The sequence below is a fragment of the Streptomyces sp. NPDC042201 genome, from assembly GCF_055582185.1.
On the sequence record NZ_JBVJDS010000003.1, the window covers coordinates 233,640 to 254,786 of the forward strand.

Annotated in this window: 18 protein-coding genes; 14 read left to right on the forward strand and 4 right to left on the reverse strand. The window is 70.5% G+C overall.

The genetic code is table 11. The features are described 5' to 3' along the window. Positions 1-68: 68 nt before the first annotated feature. The 4 genes from ACZ6MZ_RS08565 (at position 69) to argF (ending at position 6,722) form a co-directional block, all read left to right on the forward strand. Positions 69-1,544, forward strand: coding sequence for a 3' terminal RNA ribose 2'-O-methyltransferase Hen1 (locus ACZ6MZ_RS08565; protein WP_469350594.1), 1,476 nt, complete (start codon positions 69-71; stop codon positions 1,542-1,544). After that, a complete protein-coding gene (locus ACZ6MZ_RS08570) occupies positions 1,541-4,198 on the forward strand; it encodes a polynucleotide kinase-phosphatase (protein WP_469350596.1) in 2,658 nt (885 codons plus the stop codon). The genes ACZ6MZ_RS08565 and ACZ6MZ_RS08570 overlap by 4 nt, the downstream gene beginning before the upstream one ends. A gap of 127 nt (positions 4,199-4,325) precedes the next feature. Further along, positions 4,326-5,558 (forward strand): arginine deiminase, encoded by a 1,233-nt coding sequence (locus tag ACZ6MZ_RS08575; protein WP_384183184.1) that lies wholly within the window; start codon positions 4,326-4,328, stop codon positions 5,556-5,558. A 147-nt stretch (positions 5,559-5,705) separates the two neighbouring features. Beyond that, positions 5,706-6,722, forward strand: coding sequence for an ornithine carbamoyltransferase (argF, locus tag ACZ6MZ_RS08580; RefSeq protein ID WP_469350597.1), 1,017 nt, complete (start codon positions 5,706-5,708; stop codon positions 6,720-6,722). 37 nt (positions 6,723-6,759) lie between these two features. On the opposite strand, the gene ACZ6MZ_RS08585 is transcribed toward argF, so the two are convergent. After that, a complete protein-coding gene (locus ACZ6MZ_RS08585) occupies positions 6,760-7,191 on the reverse strand; it encodes an ATP-binding protein (protein ID WP_389792061.1) in 432 nt (143 codons plus the stop codon). 237 nt (positions 7,192-7,428) lie between these two features. Between ACZ6MZ_RS08585 and ACZ6MZ_RS08590 the strand changes: the two genes are divergently transcribed. Beyond that, on the forward strand, positions 7,429-8,256 hold the full coding sequence (locus tag ACZ6MZ_RS08590; RefSeq protein WP_384183178.1) for an enoyl-CoA hydratase family protein: 828 nt from the start codon (positions 7,429-7,431) through the stop codon (positions 8,254-8,256). Then, on the forward strand, positions 8,241-10,580 hold the full coding sequence (locus ACZ6MZ_RS08595; RefSeq protein ID WP_469350598.1) for a bifunctional salicylyl-CoA 5-hydroxylase/oxidoreductase: 2,340 nt from the start codon (positions 8,241-8,243) through the stop codon (positions 10,578-10,580). The genes ACZ6MZ_RS08590 and ACZ6MZ_RS08595 overlap by 16 nt, the downstream gene beginning before the upstream one ends. Here ACZ6MZ_RS08595 and ACZ6MZ_RS08600 read toward each other — a convergent pair. Beyond that, positions 10,567-11,391: a PaaX family transcriptional regulator gene (locus ACZ6MZ_RS08600; protein ID WP_469350600.1), complete on the reverse strand. Its 825-nt coding sequence runs from the start codon at positions 11,389-11,391 to the stop codon at positions 10,567-10,569. The two genes, ACZ6MZ_RS08595 and ACZ6MZ_RS08600, sit on opposite strands and share 14 nt — an antisense overlap. A gap of 4 nt (positions 11,392-11,395) precedes the next feature. After that, positions 11,396-13,039 (reverse strand): AMP-binding protein, encoded by a 1,644-nt coding sequence (locus tag ACZ6MZ_RS08605; RefSeq protein WP_469350602.1) that lies wholly within the window; start codon positions 13,037-13,039, stop codon positions 11,396-11,398. Positions 13,040-13,138: 99 nt separating this feature from the next. Between ACZ6MZ_RS08605 and ACZ6MZ_RS08610 the strand changes: the two genes are divergently transcribed. Together ACZ6MZ_RS08610 and ACZ6MZ_RS08615 are read left to right on the forward strand one after the other, a co-directional pair. Continuing rightward, positions 13,139-14,302: an acyl-CoA dehydrogenase family protein gene (locus ACZ6MZ_RS08610; protein WP_469350604.1), complete on the forward strand. Its 1,164-nt coding sequence runs from the start codon at positions 13,139-13,141 to the stop codon at positions 14,300-14,302. Further along, positions 14,299-14,697: a RidA family protein gene (locus ACZ6MZ_RS08615; protein WP_384183165.1), complete on the forward strand. Its 399-nt coding sequence runs from the start codon at positions 14,299-14,301 to the stop codon at positions 14,695-14,697. Before ACZ6MZ_RS08610 ends, ACZ6MZ_RS08615 begins: the two co-directional genes overlap by 4 nt. 79 nt (positions 14,698-14,776) lie before the next feature. On the opposite strand, the gene ACZ6MZ_RS08620 is transcribed toward ACZ6MZ_RS08615, so the two are convergent. Further along, positions 14,777-15,169, reverse strand: coding sequence for a hypothetical protein (locus ACZ6MZ_RS08620; RefSeq protein ID WP_384183161.1), 393 nt, complete (start codon positions 15,167-15,169; stop codon positions 14,777-14,779). Between the two features lie 578 nt (positions 15,170-15,747). Here ACZ6MZ_RS08620 and ACZ6MZ_RS08625 point away from each other — a divergent pair. From ACZ6MZ_RS08625 to ACZ6MZ_RS08650, 6 genes are all read left to right on the forward strand, one after another. Further along, positions 15,748-17,169 (forward strand): ATP-binding protein, encoded by a 1,422-nt coding sequence (locus ACZ6MZ_RS08625; RefSeq protein WP_469350606.1) that lies wholly within the window; start codon positions 15,748-15,750, stop codon positions 17,167-17,169. Then, entirely contained in the window at positions 17,166-17,591 is a 426-nt protein-coding gene (locus tag ACZ6MZ_RS08630; RefSeq protein ID WP_384183156.1) for a roadblock/LC7 domain-containing protein, read from the forward strand. The genes ACZ6MZ_RS08625 and ACZ6MZ_RS08630 overlap by 4 nt, the downstream gene beginning before the upstream one ends. Then, on the forward strand, positions 17,588-17,968 hold the full coding sequence (locus ACZ6MZ_RS08635) for a DUF742 domain-containing protein (protein WP_384183154.1): 381 nt from the start codon (positions 17,588-17,590) through the stop codon (positions 17,966-17,968). Before ACZ6MZ_RS08630 ends, ACZ6MZ_RS08635 begins: the two co-directional genes overlap by 4 nt. Beyond that, positions 17,940-18,566, forward strand: a complete 627-nt coding sequence (locus ACZ6MZ_RS08640; protein WP_384329711.1) for a GTP-binding protein — start codon at positions 17,940-17,942, stop codon at positions 18,564-18,566. Before ACZ6MZ_RS08635 ends, ACZ6MZ_RS08640 begins: the two co-directional genes overlap by 29 nt. Continuing rightward, positions 18,563-19,855, forward strand: a complete 1,293-nt coding sequence (locus tag ACZ6MZ_RS08645) for a cytochrome P450 family protein (RefSeq protein WP_389792059.1) — start codon at positions 18,563-18,565, stop codon at positions 19,853-19,855. Before ACZ6MZ_RS08640 ends, ACZ6MZ_RS08645 begins: the two co-directional genes overlap by 4 nt. Positions 19,856-20,019: 164 nt before the next feature. Beyond that, the gene (locus tag ACZ6MZ_RS08650; RefSeq protein WP_384183146.1) at positions 20,020-21,102 is read left to right on the forward strand and encodes a polyprenyl synthetase family protein; all 1,083 of its coding nucleotides are present in this window, start codon (positions 20,020-20,022) and stop codon (positions 21,100-21,102) included. Positions 21,103-21,147 lie beyond the last annotated feature (45 nt).

Consider the following 21,147-nt stretch of genomic DNA (forward strand, 5'->3'; position numbering starts at 1 on the left):
GAACGCGGAGAAGCGGGCCTGATGAAAACCGCTCGTCGTGGCGGGACCGGCGGGCAATACTCGGGCGGGTGTTCTTGACGATCAGTACGACCGGCACCCCAGAGCGTCCCGCGACCGACCTCGGATATCTGCTGCACAAGCATCCCGACCGGGCCCAGACGTTCTCCACGTCCCATGGCACCGCCCATGTGCTCTACCCCGAGGCGTCCGTCGAGCGCTGCACGGCCGCGTTGCTGCTGGAGGTCGATCCGGTGGCCCTGGTCCGGCGGGGCAAGGGGAAGGGCCGGGGCGGCGCCCCCGACGCGGCGCTCGCGCAGTACGTCAACGACCGCCCCTACGCTGCCTCCTCGCTGCTCGCGGTGGCGCTGAGCACGGTCTTCAAGAGCGCGCTGCGCGGTGTCTGCGCGGCGCTGCCCGAGCGCGCCGAGAGCCCGCTGCCGCTGCGGATCGAGGTGCCCGCCGTGCCCGCGCGCGGCGGCGCCGAGCTGGTCGGCAAGCTCTTCGGGCCACTGGGCTGGACGTCCGTGGACGCACAGCCCGTGGCGCTGGACGAGCAGTTCCCGCAGTGGGGTGACTCGCGCTATGTGCAGCTCGTCCTGGAGGGCGAGCTGCGGCTCGCCGACGCGCTGCGTCAGCTGTACGTCCTGCTGCCGGTGCTCGACGACGCCAAGCACTACTGGGTCGCGCCCGACGAGGTGGACAAGCTGCTGCGGGCGGGTGAGGGCTGGCTTGCCGAGCATCCCGAACAGAAGCTGATCACCAGCCGCTATCTGGCCCGCCGCTGGAGCCTGACCCGGCAGGCCATGGAGCGGCTCGAACTGGTGCGGCTCGCCGAGGCCGACGACATCGAGGTCGAGGCGATCGACAACGCCGTCGAGGAGATCCCCGCCGAGTCCGACGAGAGCCCGAAGAAGGAGCCCTCGCTCGCAGACCAGCGGCGCGAGGCGATCCTCAGGGCCCTGCGGGACGCGGGCGCGAGCACCGTGCTCGACCTGGGCTGCGGGCAGGGGCAGCTGGTACAGGCGCTGCTGAAGGATGTGCGCTTCACCCACATCGTGGGCGTGGATGTGTCGGTACGGGCCCTGACGATCGCCTCGCGCCGGCTCAAGCTGGACCGGATGAGCGAACGCCAGGCCGCCCGTGTCACCTTGACGCAGGGAGCCCTCACCTACACCGACAAGCGGCTCAAGGGGTACGACGCCGCCGTGCTGAGCGAGGTCGTCGAACATCTCGACCTGCCACGCCTGCCCGCCCTGGAGTACGCGGTGTTCGGCACGGCGCGGCCCAGGACCGTCATCGTGACCACACCGAATGTCGAGTACAACGTGCGCTGGGAGACGCTGCCCGCCGGGCATGTGCGCCACGGCGACCACCGCTTCGAGTGGACCCGCGAGGAGTTCCGCGCCTGGGCGGAGCGGGTGGGAGTGCGCCACGGCTACGGGGTCGCGTATGTCCCTGTGGGACCGGACGACCCCGAGGTGGGCCCGCCGACCCAGATGGCCGTCTTCACCGACAACACCACGAAGGAGGGAAAGACCGCATGACCGGCAACGACGAGACCCGTACCGCGACCACCGCCGAACGGGCCGGCGCCGCAGACCGCACCGGCACCGCAGACCGCAGCGCGACCACCATCACCCGCACCGCGACCACCAACACCGGCGCCGTCGGCAACCGGCGCACCCTCCCGGTGCCCGACCTCTCCCTCGTGGTGCTGATCGGCGCCTCCGGCTCCGGCAAGTCCACCTTCGCCAGGAGCCGGTTCAAGCCCACCGAGATCATCTCCTCGGACTTCTGCCGCGGCCTGGTCGCCGACGACGAGAACGACCAGAGCGCGAGCGGCGACGCCTTCGACGTACTCCATTACATCGTGGGCAAGCGGCTCGCCGCCGGCCGGCTCACCGTCGTGGACGCCACCAGCGTGCAGGCCGAGAGCCGCAGGCAGCTCGTGCGGCTCGCCCGCCAGTACGACGTGCTGCCCGTCGCGATCGTCCTCGACCTGCCCGAAGAGGTGTGTGCCGCGCGCAACGCCGGCCGCCCCGACCGGGCCGGCATGCCCCGCCACGTGATCAAGCGGCACCGCGGCGAACTGCGCCGCTCCCTGCGCGGCCTGGAGCGCGAGGGCTTCCGCAAGGTGCACATCCTGCGCAGCGAGGCCGAGGTGGAGGACGCCGAGGTCGTTCTCGAACGCCGCTACAACGACCTCACCCACCTCACCGGACCGTTCGACATCATCGGTGACATCCACGGCTGCCGCTCCGAGCTGGAGACCCTGCTCGCCACGCTCGGCTACGCCGACGGCGTCCACCCCGAGGGGCGTACCGCCGTCTTCGTCGGCGACCTGGTCGACCGCGGCCCCGACAGCCCGGGTGTGCTGCGCCTGGTGATGAGCATGGTCGCGTCCGGCAACGCCCTGTGCGTACCGGGAAACCACGAGAACAAGCTCGGCCGCTGGCTCAAGGGCAAAAAGGTCCAGCACACGCACGGACTCGCCGAGACCATCGAGCAGCTGGAGAAGGAGGACGACGGATTCCGGGCGCGGGTAGGGGAGTTCATCGACGGTCTGGTCAGCCACTACGTCCTGGACGGCGGCAAGCTGGTCGTCTGTCACGCCGGTCTGCCCGAGAAGTACCACGGCCGTACCTCCGGCCGGGTCCGCGCGCATGCCCTGTATGGCGACACCACAGGAGAGACCGATGAGTTCGGTCTGCCCGTGCGCTATCCGTGGGCCGAGGAGTACCGCGGCCAGGCTGCTGTGGTGTACGGCCACACACCCGTACCGAACACCTCCTGGATCAACAACACCATCTGCCTGGACACGGGAGCGGTCTTCGGCGGCAAGATGACCGCGCTGCGCTGGCCGGAGCGTGAACTCGTCGACGTACCGGCCGAGCGGGTCTGGTACGAGCCGGCCAGGCCGCTGGCCACCGAGGCACCCGGCGGCCGGGAAGGCCGTCCGCTGGACCTCGCCGATGTGCAGGGCAAGCGGATCGTGGAGACCCGCCACATGGCGCGTCTCGCGGTGCGCGAGGAGAACGCGGCGGCGGCCCTGGAGGTCATGAGCCGCTTCGCGGTCGACCCGCGGCTGCTCGCCTACCTCCCGCCCACCATGGCGCCCACCGCGACCTCGGACGCCGACGGCTACTTGGAGCACCCGGCCGAGGCGTTCGCCCAGTACCGCGCGGACGGCGTCGCGAAGGTCGTGTGCGAGGAGAAGCACATGGGCTCGCGCGCGGTGGTGCTGGTCTGCCGGGACGCGGACGCGGCGCGGGAACGCTTCGGCGTGGACGGACCGACCGGCGCGCTGCACACCCGTACCGGCCGGCCCTTCTTCGACGACCCCGCGGTCACCGAGGAGATCCTCGGGCGGCTGCGTACCGCCGTCACCGCCGCCGGGCTCTGGCAGGAACTCGACACCGACTGGCTGCTGCTGGACGCCGAGCTGATGCCCTGGTCGCTCAAGGCCACCGGCCTGCTGCGCACCCAGTACGCCGCGGTGGGAGCCGCAGCGGGCGCCGTGTTCCCCGCGGTGACCAAGGCCCTCGAAGCCGCCGCGTCCCGGGGCGTCGAGAGTGCCGGGCTCCTCGGCCGGCAGCACGAACGCGCCGCCGACGCGGCCGCGTTCACCGAGGCGTACCGCCGTTACTGCTGGGCCACGGACGGCCTGGCCGGAGTGCGCCTCGCGCCCTTCCAGCTGCTGGCCGGCCAGCGGCGCAGCCTCGCCGGAGTCCCGCACGACCAGCAGCTGGCCTGGCTGGACCGGCTGGCCGAGCACGACCCGACCGGTCTGCTCCAGGTCACCCGGCGGCTCGTCGTCGACACGGCCGACGACGAATCGGTCCGCCGCGGTGTCGACTGGTGGCTGGAGATGACGGAGAGGGGCGGCGAGGGCATGGTCGTCAAGCCGCTCCAGGCGCTGGTCCGGGACGAGAAGGGCCGGCTCGTACAGCCGGGCATCAAGGTGCGCGGCCGCGAGTATCTGCGGATCATCTACGGCCCCGAGTACACCCGCCCCGAGAATCTGCGACGGCTGCGCAACCGATTCCTGGGCCACAAGCGGTCCTTGGCGCTGCGGGAGTACGCCCTCGGCCTGGAGGCCCTGGACCGGCTGGCGGACGGCGAACCGCTGTGGCGGGTGCATGAAGCGGTCTTCGCGGTCCTGGCCCTGGAGTCGGAACCGGTGGACCCGCGCCTCTGAGCCCCGGCCCATGACCTGCCGCTCACACCGGCGGGGAGGCACCGGCAGCGCGCCGGCCGTGCCTCCCCGCCGGGTCCGCTCACGCATTCACCGCGTGAATCGCGCTCCGTACGGTGAGGATGGGGGCATGGGATTCCATGTCGACTCCGAGACCGGGCGGCTGCGCCGCGTCATATTGCACCGGCCCGATCTGGAGCTCAAGCGGCTCACGCCCGGCAACAAGGACACGCTGCTCTTCGACGACGTGCTGTGGGTGCGGCGTGCCCAGGAGGAGCACGACGCGTTCGCGGAGGTGCTGCGCGACCGGGGGGTGCGGGTGCATCTCTTCGGCGAGCTGCTGCGGGAGTCCTTGGAGCTCCCGGAGGCGCGGCGGCTGGTGCTGGACCGGGTTTTCGACGAGAAGGAGTACGGTCCGCTCGCCACCGACCACCTCAGGGCGGTCTTCGACGAGCTGGCGACGGGTGAGCTGGTCGAGGCGCTGGTCGGCGGGATGACCAAGCGGGAGTTCCTGGAGCGGCACGCGGAACCGACGTCCGTCCGCTTCCATGTGATGGCGCTGGACGATTTCCTGCTCGATCCGCTGCCGAACCATCTCTTCACCCGGGACACCTCGGCGTGGATCTATGACGGGGTGTCCATCAACGCCATGCGCTGGCCGGCCAGGCAGCGCGAGACCGTCCACTTCGAGGCGATCTACAAGCACCACCCGCTCTTCACCGGGCCGGGGGCCGGCGACTTCCACCACTGGTCGGAGGGGCAGGACGACTACCCGTCCACCATCGAGGGCGGCGATGTCCTGGTCATCGGCGAGGGCGCCGTACTGATCGGGATGAGTGAGCGCACCACCCCGCAGGCCGTCGAGATGCTGGCCCGTGGGCTCTTCGAGGCCGGATCCGCCACCACGATCGTGGCGCTCGACATGCCCAAGCGGCGGGCGTTCATGCATCTCGACACGGTGATGACGATGGTCGACCGCGACACCTTCACGCAGTACGCGGGTCTCGGCATGCTCCGTTCGTACACCATCGAGCCGGGCAGTGGCGGCCGCGAACTCAAGGTCACCGACCATCCGCCGGAGCATATGCACCGCGCCATCGCGGCGGCGCTCGGGCTGCAGGACATCCGGGTGCTGACCGCCACCCAGGATGTGCACTCGGCGGCGCGTGAGCAGTGGGACGACGGCTGCAATGTGCTCGCCGTCGAGCCCGGGGTCGTCGTCGCCTATGACCGCAATGTCACCACCAACAGCCATCTGCGCAAGCAGGGCATCGAGGTGATCGAGATCCCCGGCAGCGAACTGGGCCGGGGGCGCGGCGGGCCCCGCTGTATGAGCTGTCCGGTCGAGCGTGAGCCCGTATAGACGCACCGTAGTGCCTGTATAGCGCCTGTATAGCAATACGAAGCATCGTATATAGTTCCGAAGTCCCGTTGGGCAGGACGGTACGAGACAGCCGCCCTCTCCCTCAGTCCCCTTTCAGCCACCCTTCCCGCCCCAGGAGCAGCCATCATGGCGATAGACCTCGCAGGCCGCCACTTCCTCAAGGAGCTGGACTTCACGGCCGAGGAGTTCCGCGGCCTGATCGATCTGGCCGCCGAGCTCAAGGCCGCGAAGAAGGCGGGCACGGAGGTCCAGCGGCTGCGCGGCAGGAACATCGCGCTGATCTTCGAGAAGTCCTCGACCCGCACGCGCTGCGCCTTCGAGGTGGCGGCGGCCGATCAGGGCGCGGCCACGACGTACATCGACCCGGCGGGTTCGCACATCGGGAAGAAGGAGTCCGCGAAGGACACCGCCCGGGTCCTCGGCCGGATGTTCGACGGCATCGAGTTCCGCGGGGATGCCCAGGCGACGGTGGAGGAGCTCGCCGCGTATGCCGGCGTCCCCGTCTTCAACGGCCTCACGGACGACTGGCACCCCACCCAGATGCTCGCCGACGTGCTCACCATGACCGAGCACAGCGACAAGTCCCTGACGGAGATCGCCTTCGCCTATCTGGGGGACGCCCGGTTCAACATGGGCAATTCGTATCTGGTCACCGGCGCCCTGCTGGGCATGGATGTACGGATCGTCGCGCCGCGCTCCTACTGGCCGGCCGACGAGATCCTCGCCCTGGCCCGTAAGGCCGCCGAGGCCAGCGGAGCCCGGCTCACCCTCACCGAGAACATCGCCGAAGGCGTCGCCGGCGCGGATTTCGTGGCCACCGACGTCTGGGTGTCGATGGGGGAGGCCAAGGAGGTCTGGGACGAGCGCATCGCGGCCCTCGGCCCGTACGCCGTGACCATGGACGTGCTGCGCGCGACCGGCAACCCCGGCGTGAAGTTCCTGCACTGCCTGCCGGCCTTCCACGATCTGGGCACCCAGGCCGGCCGTGAGATCCATGAGCGCCACGGTCTGAGCGAGCTGGAAGTCACCGACGAGGTCTTCGAGTCGGCGCACTCGGTCGTCTTCGACGAGGCGGAGAACCGGCTGCACACCATCAAGGCCGTCCTGGTGGCCACCCTGTCCAGGGACGGCGCTTCCGAATAGTCATGCACTCTGAGCGCCGGGTTCCGGATCCCGGCGCTCAGAGCGCGGGAAGCGTGAACCAGACCGCCTTGCCCTGAGCCGTGGTGCGATGACCGCAGTCCGAGCTGAGCGTACGGATCAGCAGCAGACCGCGGCCTCCCTCCTGCCAGGGATCCGGCATGGCCGCATGCCCGGGGACCGAGAGATTGCCCGGCGGAGCGGGGTCGCGATCGTGCACCTCGACCTGGCAGCCGCTCTCCATCAGCTCCACCACCAGCTCTATCGCGGCGTCCCCGTTCGTGTGTTTCACGGCGTTGGCGACCAGCTCGGCGGTGAGCAGCTCCGCGGTGTCACTGTCAGGCGTCTCCTGGACATGGGCGAGCGCCGTGCGGACCACGGCGCGTGCGAGAGGCACGGCCTGGGCACTGTGCGGCAGCGCGACTCGCCAGGAGGTGGAGCCTGAGGCTTCGGGCACGACAGATGGTCCGATCAAGGTACAAGTGCTATTTCCGCCATCCTTACGGAGCGTAAAGGCGTTAACAAGGGGCGGCGGCCTGCCGGGTTTGGGACCTCCGCCACATCGCGGACGGGACCTTTGGCCATATGCGAGAGCCGTATTGCGTGCTCGTGACGGAAGTCATATATGGGTGATACCGTTCCGGGGAAGGGTCCGGACGACGGTCCCGGGCGACCGGCACACAGCATCCGCTGAAGGAGGCCGCACTCCATGAGCCCTTTTTCCGGCTCCGCGCCCCGCACCCAGGAGTGGCGCCATCTGCGGCTGACGCGGGACGGCGGCGTCGCGACCGTCACCCTCGCCCGCCCCGAGAAGCTCAACGCGCTGACCTTCGGCGCCTACGCCGATCTGCGCGATCTGCTCGCCGAGCTGTCGCGGGAACGGTCCGTCCGCGCCCTGGTGCTGGCCGGTGAGGGCCGCGGCTTCTGCTCCGGGGGCGATGTCGACGAGATCATCGGCGCGACCCTCGCCATGGACACCGCCCAGCTCCTCGACTTCAACCGGATGACCGGGCAGGTGGTCCGGGCGATCCGTGAGTGCCCCTTCCCGGTGATCGCCGCCGTGCACGGAGTCGCCGCGGGCGCCGGCGCCGTCCTCGCGCTCGCCGCCGACTTCCGGATCGCGGAGCCCTCCGCCCGCTTCGCCTTCCTCTTCACCCGGGTCGGTCTCTCCGGCGGCGACATGGGCGCGGCCTATCTGCTGCCGCGCGTCGTCGGGCTCGGACACGCGACCCGGCTGCTGATGCTCGGTGAGCCGGTACGCGCCCCCGAGGCCGAGCGGATCGGGCTGATCAGCGAACTCGCCGACGAGGGCCGCGCCGACGCGCGGGCCGCCGAGCTGGCCCGCCGGCTCGCGGACGGCCCCGCCCTGGCGTACGCGCAGACCAAGGCCCTGCTCACCGCCGAGCTGGACATGCCGCTCGCCGCCGCCGTCGAACTGGACGCCGCCACCCAGGCGCTGCTGATGAACGGCGAGGACTACGCCGAGTTCCATGCCGCCTTCACCGAGAAGCGGCCCCCGAAATGGCAGGGCCGCTAGCCATGGCCGGCGCCGGCGCCCTGCGCGTCGCGGTCATCGGTGGCGGACCCGGCGGGCTGTACGCGGCCGCCCTGCTCAAACGGCTCGACCCCGCGCGCGAGATCACTGTCTGGGAACGCAACGCCCCCGACGACACCTTCGGCTTCGGCGTCGTGCTCTCCGACGAGACCCTCGGCGGTATCGAGCACGCCGATCCGGTCGTCCACCGCGCGCTCCAGGGGGAGTTCGTCCGCTGGGACGCGATCGACATCGTCCACCGCGGCCGGACCCTCACCTCCGGCGGCCACGGCTTCGCGGCGCTCGGCCGGCGCAGACTGCTGGAGATCCTGCACGAGCGCTGCGCGTCCCTGGGCGTACGGCTCCGCTTCCGCACCGAGGCCCCGCCGGCCGCCGAGCTCGCCTCCGCGTACGACCTGGTGATCGCCGCGGACGGGGTCCACAGCCTCACCCGCGAGGCCCATGCCGAGGTCTTCGCCCCTACGGTCACCACGCACCGCTGCCGCTACATCTGGCTCGCCGCCGACTTCGCCTTCGACGCGTTCCGCTTCGAGATCGCCGAGACCGAGCACGGCGTGATGCAGCTCCACGGCTATCCGTACGCAGACGGGCGCGACGCCGCCGACGGGCGCGTCGCCGCCGAGGCGCGCAGCACCGTCATCGTCGAGATGCGCGAAGAGGTCTGGCAGGCCGCCGGATTCGCGGAACTCGACGAGCAGCAGTCCACCGAGCAGTGCGCCAAGATCTTCGCGGACGCGCTCGGCGGCCGCCCGCTGCGCTCCAACGCCTCGTCCTGGACCGCCTTCCGCACCGTCGTCAACGAACGCTGGAGCCACGGCAACACGGTGCTGATCGGCGACGCCGCCCACACCGCCCACTTCTCCATCGGCTCCGGCACCAAGCTCGCCGTCGAGGACGCCCTCGCGCTCGCCGCCTGTATCGAGGAGCGGCCCGACCTGCCGGCCGCGCTCGCCGCGTACGAGAGCGAACGCCGCCCGGTCGTGGAGTCGACCCAGCGCGCGGCCGCCGCCAGTCTGCGCTGGTTCGAGGAGCTGGCCACGTACACCGGCCAGCCGCCGCGCCAGTTCGCCTTCGGCCTGCTCACCCGCAGCCGCCGCGTCACCCACGAGAACCTGCGGCTGCGTGACCCCGGCTTCACCCGGGCCGTGGAGGCGGACTTCGGCTGCCCGGCCGGCACGCCCCCGATGTTCACGCCGTTCACGCTGGGCGGTCTCACCCTGCGCAACCGTGTCGTCGTCTCCCCGATGGACATGTACAGCGCCGTGGACGGCGTCCCCGACGACTTCCATCTCGTCCATCTCGGGGCGCGCGCCCTGGGCGGCGCCGGGCTCGTCATGACCGAGATGGTGTGTGTCAGCCCCGAAGGCCGGATCACCCCGGGCTGTACCGGCCTCTACACCCGCGAACAGGGGGACGGCTGGCGCCGTGTCACCGACTTCGTCCACGCGCGCTCGCCCGGCACGGCCATCGGTGTGCAGCTCGGCCACTCCGGCCGTAAGGGGTCCACCCGGCTCATGTGGGAGGGCATGGACGAGCCGCTGCCGGCGGACAACTGGCCGCTGGCCGCCGCGTCACCGCTGCCCTACCGGCCGGGCGTCAGCCAGGTACCGCATCAGCTGGACCGCCCGCAGCTCGGCGCGATCCGTGAGCAGTTCACCTCCGCGGCCCGGCGGGCCCAGCGCAGCGGCTTCGACCTGCTGGAACTGCACTGCGCCCATGGCTACCTGCTCTCCGGCTTCCTCTCCCCGCTCACCAACCGGCGCACCGACGCCTACGGCGGCTCGCTCGAACGCCGGCTGCGCTTCCCGCTCGAAGTCTTCGATGCTGTACGCGCCGACTGGCCCCACGACCGGCCCATGACCGTCCGTATCTCCGCCACCGACTGGGCGCCGGGCGGGACCACCGCCGAGGAGGCCGTCGAGATCGCCCGCGCCTTCGCCGCGCACGGAGCCGACGCGATCGACGTCTCGACCGGACAGGTCGTCCCGGACGAGCGGCCCGAGTACGGCCGCTCCTACCAGACGCCCTTCGCCGACCTGATCCGCAACACCCTGTCCGTCCCGGTCATCGCCGTCGGCGCCATCTCCTCCTGGGACGACGTCAATTCACTGCTCCTGGCGGGCCGGGCCGACCTGTGCGCCCTCGCCCGGCCGCATCTCCACGATCCGCAGTGGACGCTGCACGCGGCCGCCGCCCAGGGGTACGAAGGCCCCGCCGCGCCTTGGCCGCTGCCGTACCGCGCGGGCAGCCGCACGCCCCCGGCGGGACGCACCGACGACCCCAAGCCGCGTCTCACCCTGCGGTGACCGGCGGCCGTACGAACCCGAGCCCCGCGTCCCTGAGCCGGGTGTGCAGCTGGGCGAAGACATCGGCGGAACGTTCCCCCGGCCAGTCCCGCGGCAGCAGTTCCGCGGGCAGGCCGGGGTCCGCGTACGGCAGCCGCCGCCAGGAGTCCAGCGCTAGCAGATAGTCGCGGTAGGCCTCCTCGGACGGCACGGCCGCCCGGGTCTCCCAGCCGCGCAGCACCGGCTCGTGCGCCGCCAGGAACTCCCTGTGCTGAGCGGCGATCGACTCCAGGTCCCACCAGCGGGTCACGGCCCGCGCCGTCGGTTCGAAGCCGAGGTGCTGGCCGCCGAAGAGGTCGACGTACGGATCGAGCTGGAGCCGCCGCAGGGTGTGGCGGGTCTCCTCGTGGAGCCGGCCGGGCGCGATCCAGACACCGGGCGCGGCCGTCCCGAAGCCGAGCCGGCCAAGACGCGAGCGCAGCAGATGACGCTTGTGGCGCTCGGCCTCGGGGACGGAGAAGACAGCCAGCACCCAGCCGTCGGAGAGCTGGGGCGAGGGACGGGCGTAGATACGGCGGTCCCCGTCGTCCAGCAGCTGGCGGGCCTCGGCCGAGAGCGCGTACCCGGCCGCGCCGTCCGCCGTGCGCTGCGGGACCAGCAGCCCGCGGCGCTTGAGCCGGGAGACCGACGAGCGCACGGAGGGCGCGTCCACGCCGAGAGCGCCCAGCAGACGGATCAGCTCCGCCACGGGGAGCGGGGCATCGTCCGGTGTGCGGCCGTACGCGCCGTACAGGGTGACGATCAGGGATCGGGGAGTGTGCTGCTCGGCCACGTGATCATTTTAAACCGTCCGCCGATCGGTGGACGGCGTCGGGATCGCGTAGTCGGAAGCGCTGGAGTTTGCCGGTCGGGGTGCGGGGGAGGGCGTCCAGGAAGACGATCGCGCGCGGGCATTTGTACGGCACCAGCCGGGATCTGACGAAGTCCCGCAGCGCCCCCGCAGTCTCCTCGCCCCGCTCCACCCCGTCCCGCAGTACGACATAGGCCGCGACGATCTGGCCGCGCAGCTCGTCCGGGCGGCCGACCACCGCCGCCTCCAGCACATCGGGATGGGCCAGCAGCGCGTCCTCGACCTGCGGTCCCGGGACGTTGTACCCGGCCGAGATGATCATGTCGTCGGCGCGGGCCACATAGCGGAAGTAGCCGTCCGGCTCGCGTACATACGTGTCGCCGGTCAGATTCCAGCCGCCCCGGACATACTCCAGCTGGCGCGGATCGGCCAGATACCGGCAGCCCACCGGGCCGCGGACGGCCAGCAGCCCCGGCTCCCCGTCGGGCACCGGCACGCCCCTCGCGTCCACGACGCGGGCCTGCCACCCCGGCACCGGCACGCCCGTGGTGCCCGGCCGGATCGCCTCGTCCGCCGCGGACACGAAGATATGGAGCAGCTCGGTCGCCCCGATGCCGTTGATGATGCGCAGCCCGGTCCGCTCGTGCCACGCCTGCCAGGTGGCCCCGGGCAGATTCTCGCCCGCCGAGACACAGCGCCGCAGGGAGGAGATGTCGTACCCCGCCAGCTCGTCGAGCATCACGCGGTAGGCGGTCGGCGCGGTGAACAGGACCGACACCCCGTGCTCCGCGACCGCCGCCAACAGCTGGGTGGGATGGGCCTGTTCGAGCAGCAGCGCGGACGCTCCCGCGCGCATCGGGAAGATCACCAGACCGCCGAGACCGAAGGTGAAGCCGAGCGGCGGGCTGCCCGCGAACAGGTCGTCGGGCTCCGGCCGCAGTACGTGCCGCGAGAAGGTGTCGGCGACGGCCAGCACATCCCGGTGGAAGTGCATGCAGCCCTTGGGCCGGCCCGTCGTCCCCGAGGTGAAGGCGATCAGCGCCACATCGTCCGCCGCGGTCTCCACCGGTGTGTACGGCTCCGGCCTGCCGTCCGCCAGCCGCAGCAGATCGTCCGGCGCGTCCTCGCCGTAGGTGGTGATCCGCAGCCCCGGCACCTCGGCCTTGACCAGATCGTCCACCGACCGGATGTCGCACAGGGCATGGCCGACCCGGGCGATCTCGCACATGGTGGCCAGCTCATGCGCCCGCTGCTGGGCCAGGACGGTCACGGCCACCGCGCCCGCCTTCAGCACCGCCAGCCAGCAGGCCGCCAGCCACGGGGTGGTCGGACCGCGCAGCAGCACCCGGTTTCCCGGCACCACGCCCAGATCGGAGGTCAGGACATGCGCGATGCGGTCGACATGTCCGCGTAGCTCCCCGTACGTCCAGACCTCGCCGGCGGCGGTGCGGAAGACGGGCCGGCCGGCGCCGAACCGCTCGACCGTACGGTCCAGCAGCTCCGCGGCGCAGTTGAGCCGGTCGGGGTAGCGCGGTCCCGGCGGCAGGGGGAGGAGCGCCGGCCACTGCTCCGCGGGCGGGAGATGGTCGCGCGGAAACGTGTCTCTGTGGGCCGACGGGGTCAGCTCCATGGTTCGCCCCCTTGTCGTGGTGGGCTCGCCCATCGAGCGTATCGTGAAGATGACGACAGTCAACGGTCCGCGATAGACGCGCTGGAAGTGGGGGCTCGGATGCCCGTATTCTCGCTCGATCCGGTACAGACCGCCTGGTGTGCCGAGCTGCGCGCCCTCGCCGTGGAGCGGCTGCGGCCGCTCGCCGAGAAGGGCGAGCCCGGCCGGGTGAACCGCCCCCTGATCGCCGCCCTCGGCGAACTCGGCCTGCTGGAGCGGCTGTTCGGGGCGCAGGCCGGCAGCGGGACCGGCAGCGGGACCGGGTCCGCGGGCAGGACGGGGACCGGCGCGATGGAGCTGTGCCTGCTGCGCGAGTCGCTCGCCCGTGGGTGTACGGAGGCCGAGACCGCGCTCGCGCTCCAGGGCCTCGGTACGTACCCGGTCGTCCAGGCGGGCACCGATTGGCAACGGGCCCGCTGGCTGCCCGAGGTGAGCGCGGGCCGCGCGGTGGCCGCCTTCGCGCTGAGCGAGCCGGGCGCCGGGTCCGACGCCGCCGCGCTGGCCCTGCGGGCCGTGCCCGACGGCGACGGCTGGCTGCTGACCGGCGAGAAGCGCTGGATCTCCAACGCCCCCGAGGCCGATTTCTACACCGTCTTCGCCCGTACGGACGAGGGCGCGGGAGCCCGTGGGATCACCGCCTTCCTCGTCCCCGCCGACCGTCGGGGACTGACCGGCTCCCCGATCGAGATGCTGTCGCCGCACCCCATCGGTGCCCTCTCCTTCGACGCCGTACCCGTGACCCGAGGCGATGTCCTGGGCGAGGTGGACCGCGGCTTCCGGGTCGCGATGAACACCCTGAACCTGTTCCGCCCCAGCGTCGGCGCCTTCGCCGTCGGCATGGCGCAAGCGGCCCTGGACGCGACCCTGGAGCACACCGCGGAGCGCACCGCCTTCGGCGGCCCGCTGAAGGACCTCCAGTCGGTCGCCCACCGGGTCGCGGAGATGGCGACACGCACGGAGGCGGCGCGGCTGCTCGTGTACGCGGCCGCCGAGGCGTACGACGCGGGCGCGCCGGACGTGCCGCGACGCTCCGCCATGGCGAAGCTGTTCGCGACCGAGACCGCGCAGTACGTCGTCGACTCCGCCGTCCAGTTGCATGGCGCGCGCGCCCTCCAGCGCGGTCATCTGCTGGAGCACCTCTACCGCGAGGTCCGTGCCCCGCGGATCTACGAGGGCGCCACCGAGGTGCAGCGCACGATCATCGCCAAGGAGCTGTACGCATGAGCCTGGAGCGCGTCAATCCCGCCGGGCTGTCCCCGGCCACCGGCTTCTCGCACGCCGTCACCGCCACCGGCGGCCGGCTGGTCCTGCTGGCCGGGCAGACCGCGCTCGACCGGGACGGCGCGGTCGTGGGGGAGACCCTGCCCGCCCAGTTCGAGACGGCGCTCACCAATCTGCTCACCGCCCTCGCGGCGACGGGCGGCGCCCCTGCCGATCTCGCGCGGGTGACGGTCTACGCGACCGATGTCGCGGACTACCGCGCGCACGCCGCCGAACTCGGCCGCGTCTGGCGCCGGCTGGCGGGCCGCGACTATCCGGCCATGGCGGTGATCGGAGTCGTACGGCTCTGGGACGAACAGGCGCTGGTGGAGCTGGACGGGATCGCCGTACTGCCCTGACCGGCCGACGGCAGGGCCCCTCGGGCCCGGTCGTGGGCCCAAGGGCGCCCCGTCTCGTCGGGGAGCACGCCGTCGGCGGCTACGGGACCAGGGCCAGATCTACCTGAAGTGCCTCGATGGCGCAGTCGATGAGGAGGTCGCACTGCTCCTGGCCGGTGATGCGGTGGGCCGCCAGGAAGATGTTCCAGACGGCGTCCTGGCGCTTGTCGTGTTCCGTGGCGAAGTCCCTGGCGAGAGCCTGGGACAGATGGTCGCTGTACAGAGTCGCCCGGTTGCTGGGCTCCTTGAACGCCCTCGACGCCGCCTCGGCGCAGCGCAGGAAACGCAGCATGCCCACCTGGCCGAGCTGCGCGTGGATCAGGTCGAGCAGTTCGCGCGCCACGCGAATGCTGTAGGGCCACTCGGACTTACGTCCAATGCGGGCCGTAAGGGAGTCTCTCAGTTCGAATTTGAAGTCGAAACATTCAGTCATGTCGTGTTCCTAGCGGACATTTAGGGGTTTGGGCGACCCGCCATACCGCTCCACACCGATGTTCATCCCCACGGGGACATATGACGTCAACCTGGGCTTCCGTCGCGGGGGTTACCCGGAACGCGGCGAGCGCGCCCTCCGAGGTGGCGGTCACAACAGGCCACCCAGGCTGCACGGACTGATCAACTCCCCTAAACTGAACACGCTTTGACGTGACATCACCAAGTAACGACAGGGCTTGATGACGGAAGCATCAGCCGTCGGCCGTCTGTTCTCAATGGAGCTCTGATGATCCTGATCGCCTGTGATCGACAGTCGGCCCGGCCCAGCACCCCTGTCAGAGAGCGTCAGTTGTCAGGGCAGTGACGCGGGCGGATCCGACGCAGTGGGCGATCCGACGCAGTGGCCCAGGGCGGTTATCCGCCGTTCCCCGGCCGTGCGGCCCCACCGCGACATCACTTCTGCGCCCTTCGCCGCGTTCTCACGCACCCATGGCGCCGCCGCACCGCGGCCCCTGTTCCTCCGCCGGCTCTCCGGCAGGCGGACGCCCGACCCCAACCCCTAGGACCCCTCCTCCAGTGACCTCAATCTCAGAACCTGCCCTTGCGCTCGGCGCCCTGGCTTTCGCCATAGCCGTCGTCGCACTGCTGCTGGCGCTCTCGCGCCGCAAACACGTGCGCCGTGGCAAAGGACTGGCCGCCGACAAGCAGGCAGCGGACTCCCGCGCGATGTCCGCCACCGCGCTCGCACAATCCGCGGAGTCCCGCGTGAAGACCGCGGAGTCCCTCAGGAAGGACGCGGAAACCCGCGAGACGGAATTCCGCGAGGAAGTACGTCACCTCACCACCGCACAGCTTCCCGCCCTCGCGCTGAACCTGATCAGCTCCCACCACCCCATCCCGGGACCGCTGCACGCGAACCGGGCGAAGCCCGAAGGCGCGGAACTCCTCGACTCCCTGCTCGAGCAGGTTTCCGGCATCGTCCTCAAAGAGCGCCGTCGCGTGGACGCCGCAGCCCGGGCGGCCCTGCGCGGTACGAGCCAGGACTCACAGGCCCTGTCGTACCGTCTGCAGACGGAGATCGAAGCCCTCCAGCACGAGTTCAGCGCGCCGCGCAGCCTGACCAACAGGCTGCTCGCGGCGGACCACCTCAACGAGCAGAATCTGCGGCTCATCCAGCGGACCGCCATCGTGTGCGGCGCCTGGCCGGGGCATGTCCGTAAAGACACCTACGTGGCCGAGATCGTCAGTGGCGCTTCCTCCCGGCTGCGAGGCTTCGACCGCATCAAGATCAGCTCCCGGCTCCGGGTCGCCGGTGTCGGCATTGTGGGACGCGCCGCCGAGCCGGTGGCCGTGGCCTGCGCCGAGCTGATGGCCAACGCCCTGGAGCATTCCCGTGACGACCTCGCGGTGGATGTCAGTCTGCTCCAGACCGAGAACGGCAGCGTCTGCATCACGATTGACGACGCAGGCAAGGGCATGACGGCGGAGGCGCTCGCCCGCGGTGTACGGCTGACCTCGGCCGAACAGCCGGAGGTGATGCTCACCGAGCTCGGCGACCCGCCCTCCCAGGGCTTCGCCGCCATCGGCCGCCTGGTCGCCGACTACGGCTTCCGCGTCTCCATCGACAATCCGTCTCCCTACGGCGGGGTGCGCGCTGTGGTGTCCATTCCCCCGAACCTGCTGACCTCGATCGACGAGGAAGCCGAGCCCCCTTCGGCCATGGCCCCCCTGCCCGCGCTCGCGCCCAAGGTCCACAAGCGGCCGGCTCTCGCCGCGGAGAGCGACTTGCCCGCGCGCACGCCCGCACCGGCAGCGGCTTCCTCCGCCGCGTCGCAGCTGCCCCAGCGTCGCCGCCGTGCCTCCGCGGTGAGCGCAGGCCAGGGCACGGATCCCACGCACCGTGCCCTGGACCCGGAGCGCGTCCGTGACAAGTGGAGCGATTTCCAGGAAGGCTTCAACAGCGCCCGTAGCGGCACCGATTCGAAGGAAGAACTGTGACCACGCGCAATACCCAGGACCAGACCGACGGCTGGATCCTGACTCCCATCGTCGAGATCAGGGGGGTCCGGCATGCGATGACCATGACGCTCGACGGGATGGTTCAGACCAGGTCCGGGGACCTCACGGTCGACGAGGCGGACGGTATCGCCGCCATGACCTCCGCCCTGCACGCCGCCTCTCGCGCCGCCGCCATCACGGCGCTGAGGGCCACGGAGGGCACCCCCATCGAGATGGTCACCGTGAATATCGCCCAGGGCATCTACATGGTCATGCCGGCCGGTGAAAATACCCTGATCGCCACCGCGGGTGATGACGCGATGCCCATGGGGGTGGTCGCCAACACGATGGCCCGCCAGGCAATGAAGCTCGGGGAGCAGCTCATGTCCGTTTCCCCCCGTACCAGCGACGGCGCGCCGTGAGCCGCGGCCAGGAACAGCGACGGCTGCTTCCGGCCTATCTGGCGACCGGAAGCAGCGGTCCTTCCCTGCTCAGCACCCTCGATACGCTGACCGCCCTCCGCGCCAAGGGCCTGCCGCTCGCCTCGTACCACACGACGGCTCACCAGCGCGTCGTCGAGATCGTCACCGACGGATCCCTCACCCCCGTGGAGATAGCCGGCTACCTCGGCCTTCCGGTGAGCGTATGCCTGGTGCTCGCCGAGCAACTCGTCAGTGACGGCCTGTTACAAGCCACCGTGCCGACCCCGGACGCGCTCGCCCCGTCGCGCGCCGGCCGGCCGTCGAAAGAACTCATGGAAGAGGTGCTGAGTGGACTCCAATCCCTCCTCGCCGCCTAGCCCGCGCCCGGTTTACCTGCCTGAGGGAAACCACCAAAGGGTCAAGCTCCTTGTCGCCGGTCCTCTCGGTGTCGGCAAGACAACGGCGATCAAGACGCTGTCGCAGATCCCCACCCTGCACACCGATGAAGTCATGACCGACGCCGCGGCCGGCACCGACGATCTCAGTCTCATCGGCCTGCGCAACAAGACCACCACCACGGTCGCCATCGACTTCGGCCGGCTGACGCTGCCCGGCGACCGGGTCGTGCTGTATCTGTACGGAACTCCCGGACAGCGACGGTTCCTTCCCCTGTGGGAGGGCATCGCCACCGGAGCTCTCGGTGCGCTCGTCCTGGTCGACACCCGGCGGATGGACGAGTCCTTCGAAGTGATGGATCTCATTGAAGAGCGTGGTTTGCCGTATGCCGTCGGAGTCAATATCTTCCCTGACTCCCCCGACTACGACGTGAATCTTCTTCGTTCGAAGCTCGATCTCGCACCAGACACCCCACTGGTCACCTGTGACGCCCGCCAGAGGGACAGCAGCCTCAACGCCCTCATCGCGCTCACCGCTCATTCCATAGCCGCCGCCGGAGCCGGAGCCATAGCCTCGTGACCATCGCCTCAACCGCGGCGCCTGTGCCCCTGTACGGGGCCGAACACGCCGCCAACCCCCAGCGCAGCTATGAACTGCTCCGCAAGCAGGGGCCCGTCGGCGTCGCCGAGATCGCACCCGATGTCGTGGTCAACCTGGTCACCGACTACCGCGCCGCACTCGATCTCCTGCTGGACACCGAGACCTGGACCAAGGACACCCGTGACTGGCTGCCCCAGGTGCCGGAGAACAGCCCGATCAGGCCTCTGGTGCAGTGGCGCCCCAGCCTCCTCTTCGCCGACGGAGAGACCCACGCCCATCTGCGCAAGGTCATCACCGACAGCTTCAGTCTGCTCGACCCGTACGACGTACGCCTCGTGACGTTCCGCTACGCCGACACCCTCCTGCAGGAGTTCGCCGACGCCGGAACGGTCGACCTGGTCAGCCAGTACGCGCATCAGTTGCCCCTGATGGTCTTCAACGCCCTGTTCGGGATGGCGGACGAGTACGGCCCGAAGCTGGTGTGGGCCCTCGACGCCACAATGGATACCGATCCGGAGAGGCAAGCTGAGGGCGGGCAGGAGTTCGGCGCGTACCTCGAGACTCTCTACACCACCAAGGTCACACAGCGAGGCCATGACCTGACCTCCTGGTTCATCGACCACCCCAACGGGCTGGACCAGGAAGAGGCGGTCAACCAGGTTCTCATCACCCTCGGCGCGGGGAACGAGCCGACGGCCAACCTCATCGCGAACACCTGTGTACGCATGCTGAGCGACGAGCGCTACTTCGGCACCCTCACCACCGGCAGCCTGCCCGTGCAGCACGCCATCGACGACGCCCTGTGGAATGACTCGCCCCTGGCCAACTACAGCTTCCACTTCCCCAAGAAGGCCATCACCTTCCACGGCACCCGCTATCCGGCCGGCTCACCTTTCATGGTCTCGTACGCCGCCGCCAACACGTGTCCCCACGCGGGCGCGCCCTCCGACGGCTACCGCTCGGGCACCAAGGCCCATCTGGCCTTCGCGGCCGGTCCGCACTCCTGCCCGGGCCGTGACCTGGCCCTGCTGATCGCCACCGCCGCGATCGAACGGCTCGTCAGCTATCTGCCGGACATCCAGCTCGCCGTACCGGTCGATCAGCTGACCTACCGCGACGGGGGGGTCCACCGAACGCTCACGGCGCTTCCCGCCCAGTTCACCCCGCTGGCTCCCGACGCCGACGGAGCCACCCCCTGGAGCCGGGATCCCTCCCGCCCCAGGACGGACGCGTCATCTCCCCTGAAGGCAGACAGCCTCCAGGCGTAGAAGCCGTTTCCCCAGCCTGCCGCGCAGTCGTGCCGTGGTGGTGCCGCCACTGGAACGGGGCCGGCACCACCACGGCACCCCGGGACGTCTGCGCCCCTGGCCCCGTCCTCTGCCCGAACAGAGCCGCCATGACGGTTCTCGACCGATAAGGGGATCAACCACCGATGACTGACATGCTTTCCGGCACCGGCCTGCTGGACCTGCCCTCCCTACGGCACGAGGTGGGCGAGGCTCTGACCGGATTCCTGGACTCCAAGGACCGGGCCGCGCCGGGTGCCGAGTTGACGTACCTGACCGGCACCCTCCGCGGGCTCCTCGCCGGCGGAAAACGGCTGCGGGCCCTGCTGTGCGTGACCGGCTGGCACGCCGCAGGAGCGACCGGCGACGTGACGGCCGCCGTACGCGCGGCCGCCAGCCTGGAGCTCTTCCAGGTGTTCGCCCTGATCCACGACGACGTGATGGATGACAGCGATGTCCGCCGCGGGCAGCCGTCCGCCCATCGCGCGCTCGCCGTCGCGTACACCGACAGGGGCGGCCCGCGCGGCAGGGCCCAGGCGCATGGCCTGGGAGCGGCCGTCCTGCTGGGAGACCTGGCGCTGGTGTGGTCGGACGAACTGCTCCACACGGCCGGCCTCGCCCCGGGCCGGCTGGCCCAGGTGCAGCCTCTGGTGGCCGCGATGCGCAGCGAGATCATGTACGGGCAGCTCCTGGATCTGCAGAGCACCGGCCGGCTCTCCGGTGACGTCGAAGGAGCCCTGCGCGTCATCCGGTACAAGACCGCCAAATACACCATCGAACGGCCTCTGCACATAGGGGCGGCCTCGGCCGGAGCCTCATCGCTCGTACTCAACGCGTGTAGCGCGTTCGGCATACCGCTGGGAGAAGCGTTTCAGCTGCGCGACGACCTGCTCGGGGTGTTCGGTGATCCCGCCGAGACAGGCAAGTCGGTCCTGGACGACCTGCGTGAGGGCAAAGCCACCGTACTGATGGCGCTCGCGGTCCAGCGCGCCTCTTCCGCCGAACTGGACACCCTGCGCGGTCTGGTCGGCCGGAGCGACCTGGACGAGGCCCAAGCCGCACAGGTCCGCGCGATTCTGGACTCCACCGGCGCCAGGCAGACCGTGGAGGAAATGATCACCACGAGGCGGGACGCCGCCCTCGCCGCCCTGGACGAAGCCCCCTTCCCGGCGGCCGCCGCCGTCCGCCTGCGCCAGATCGCCCTGGCCGCGACGACGAGACAGACATGACCGCCCGCCAGAACACCAGCCCTCGCAACCGTGAAGTGGAAAAAG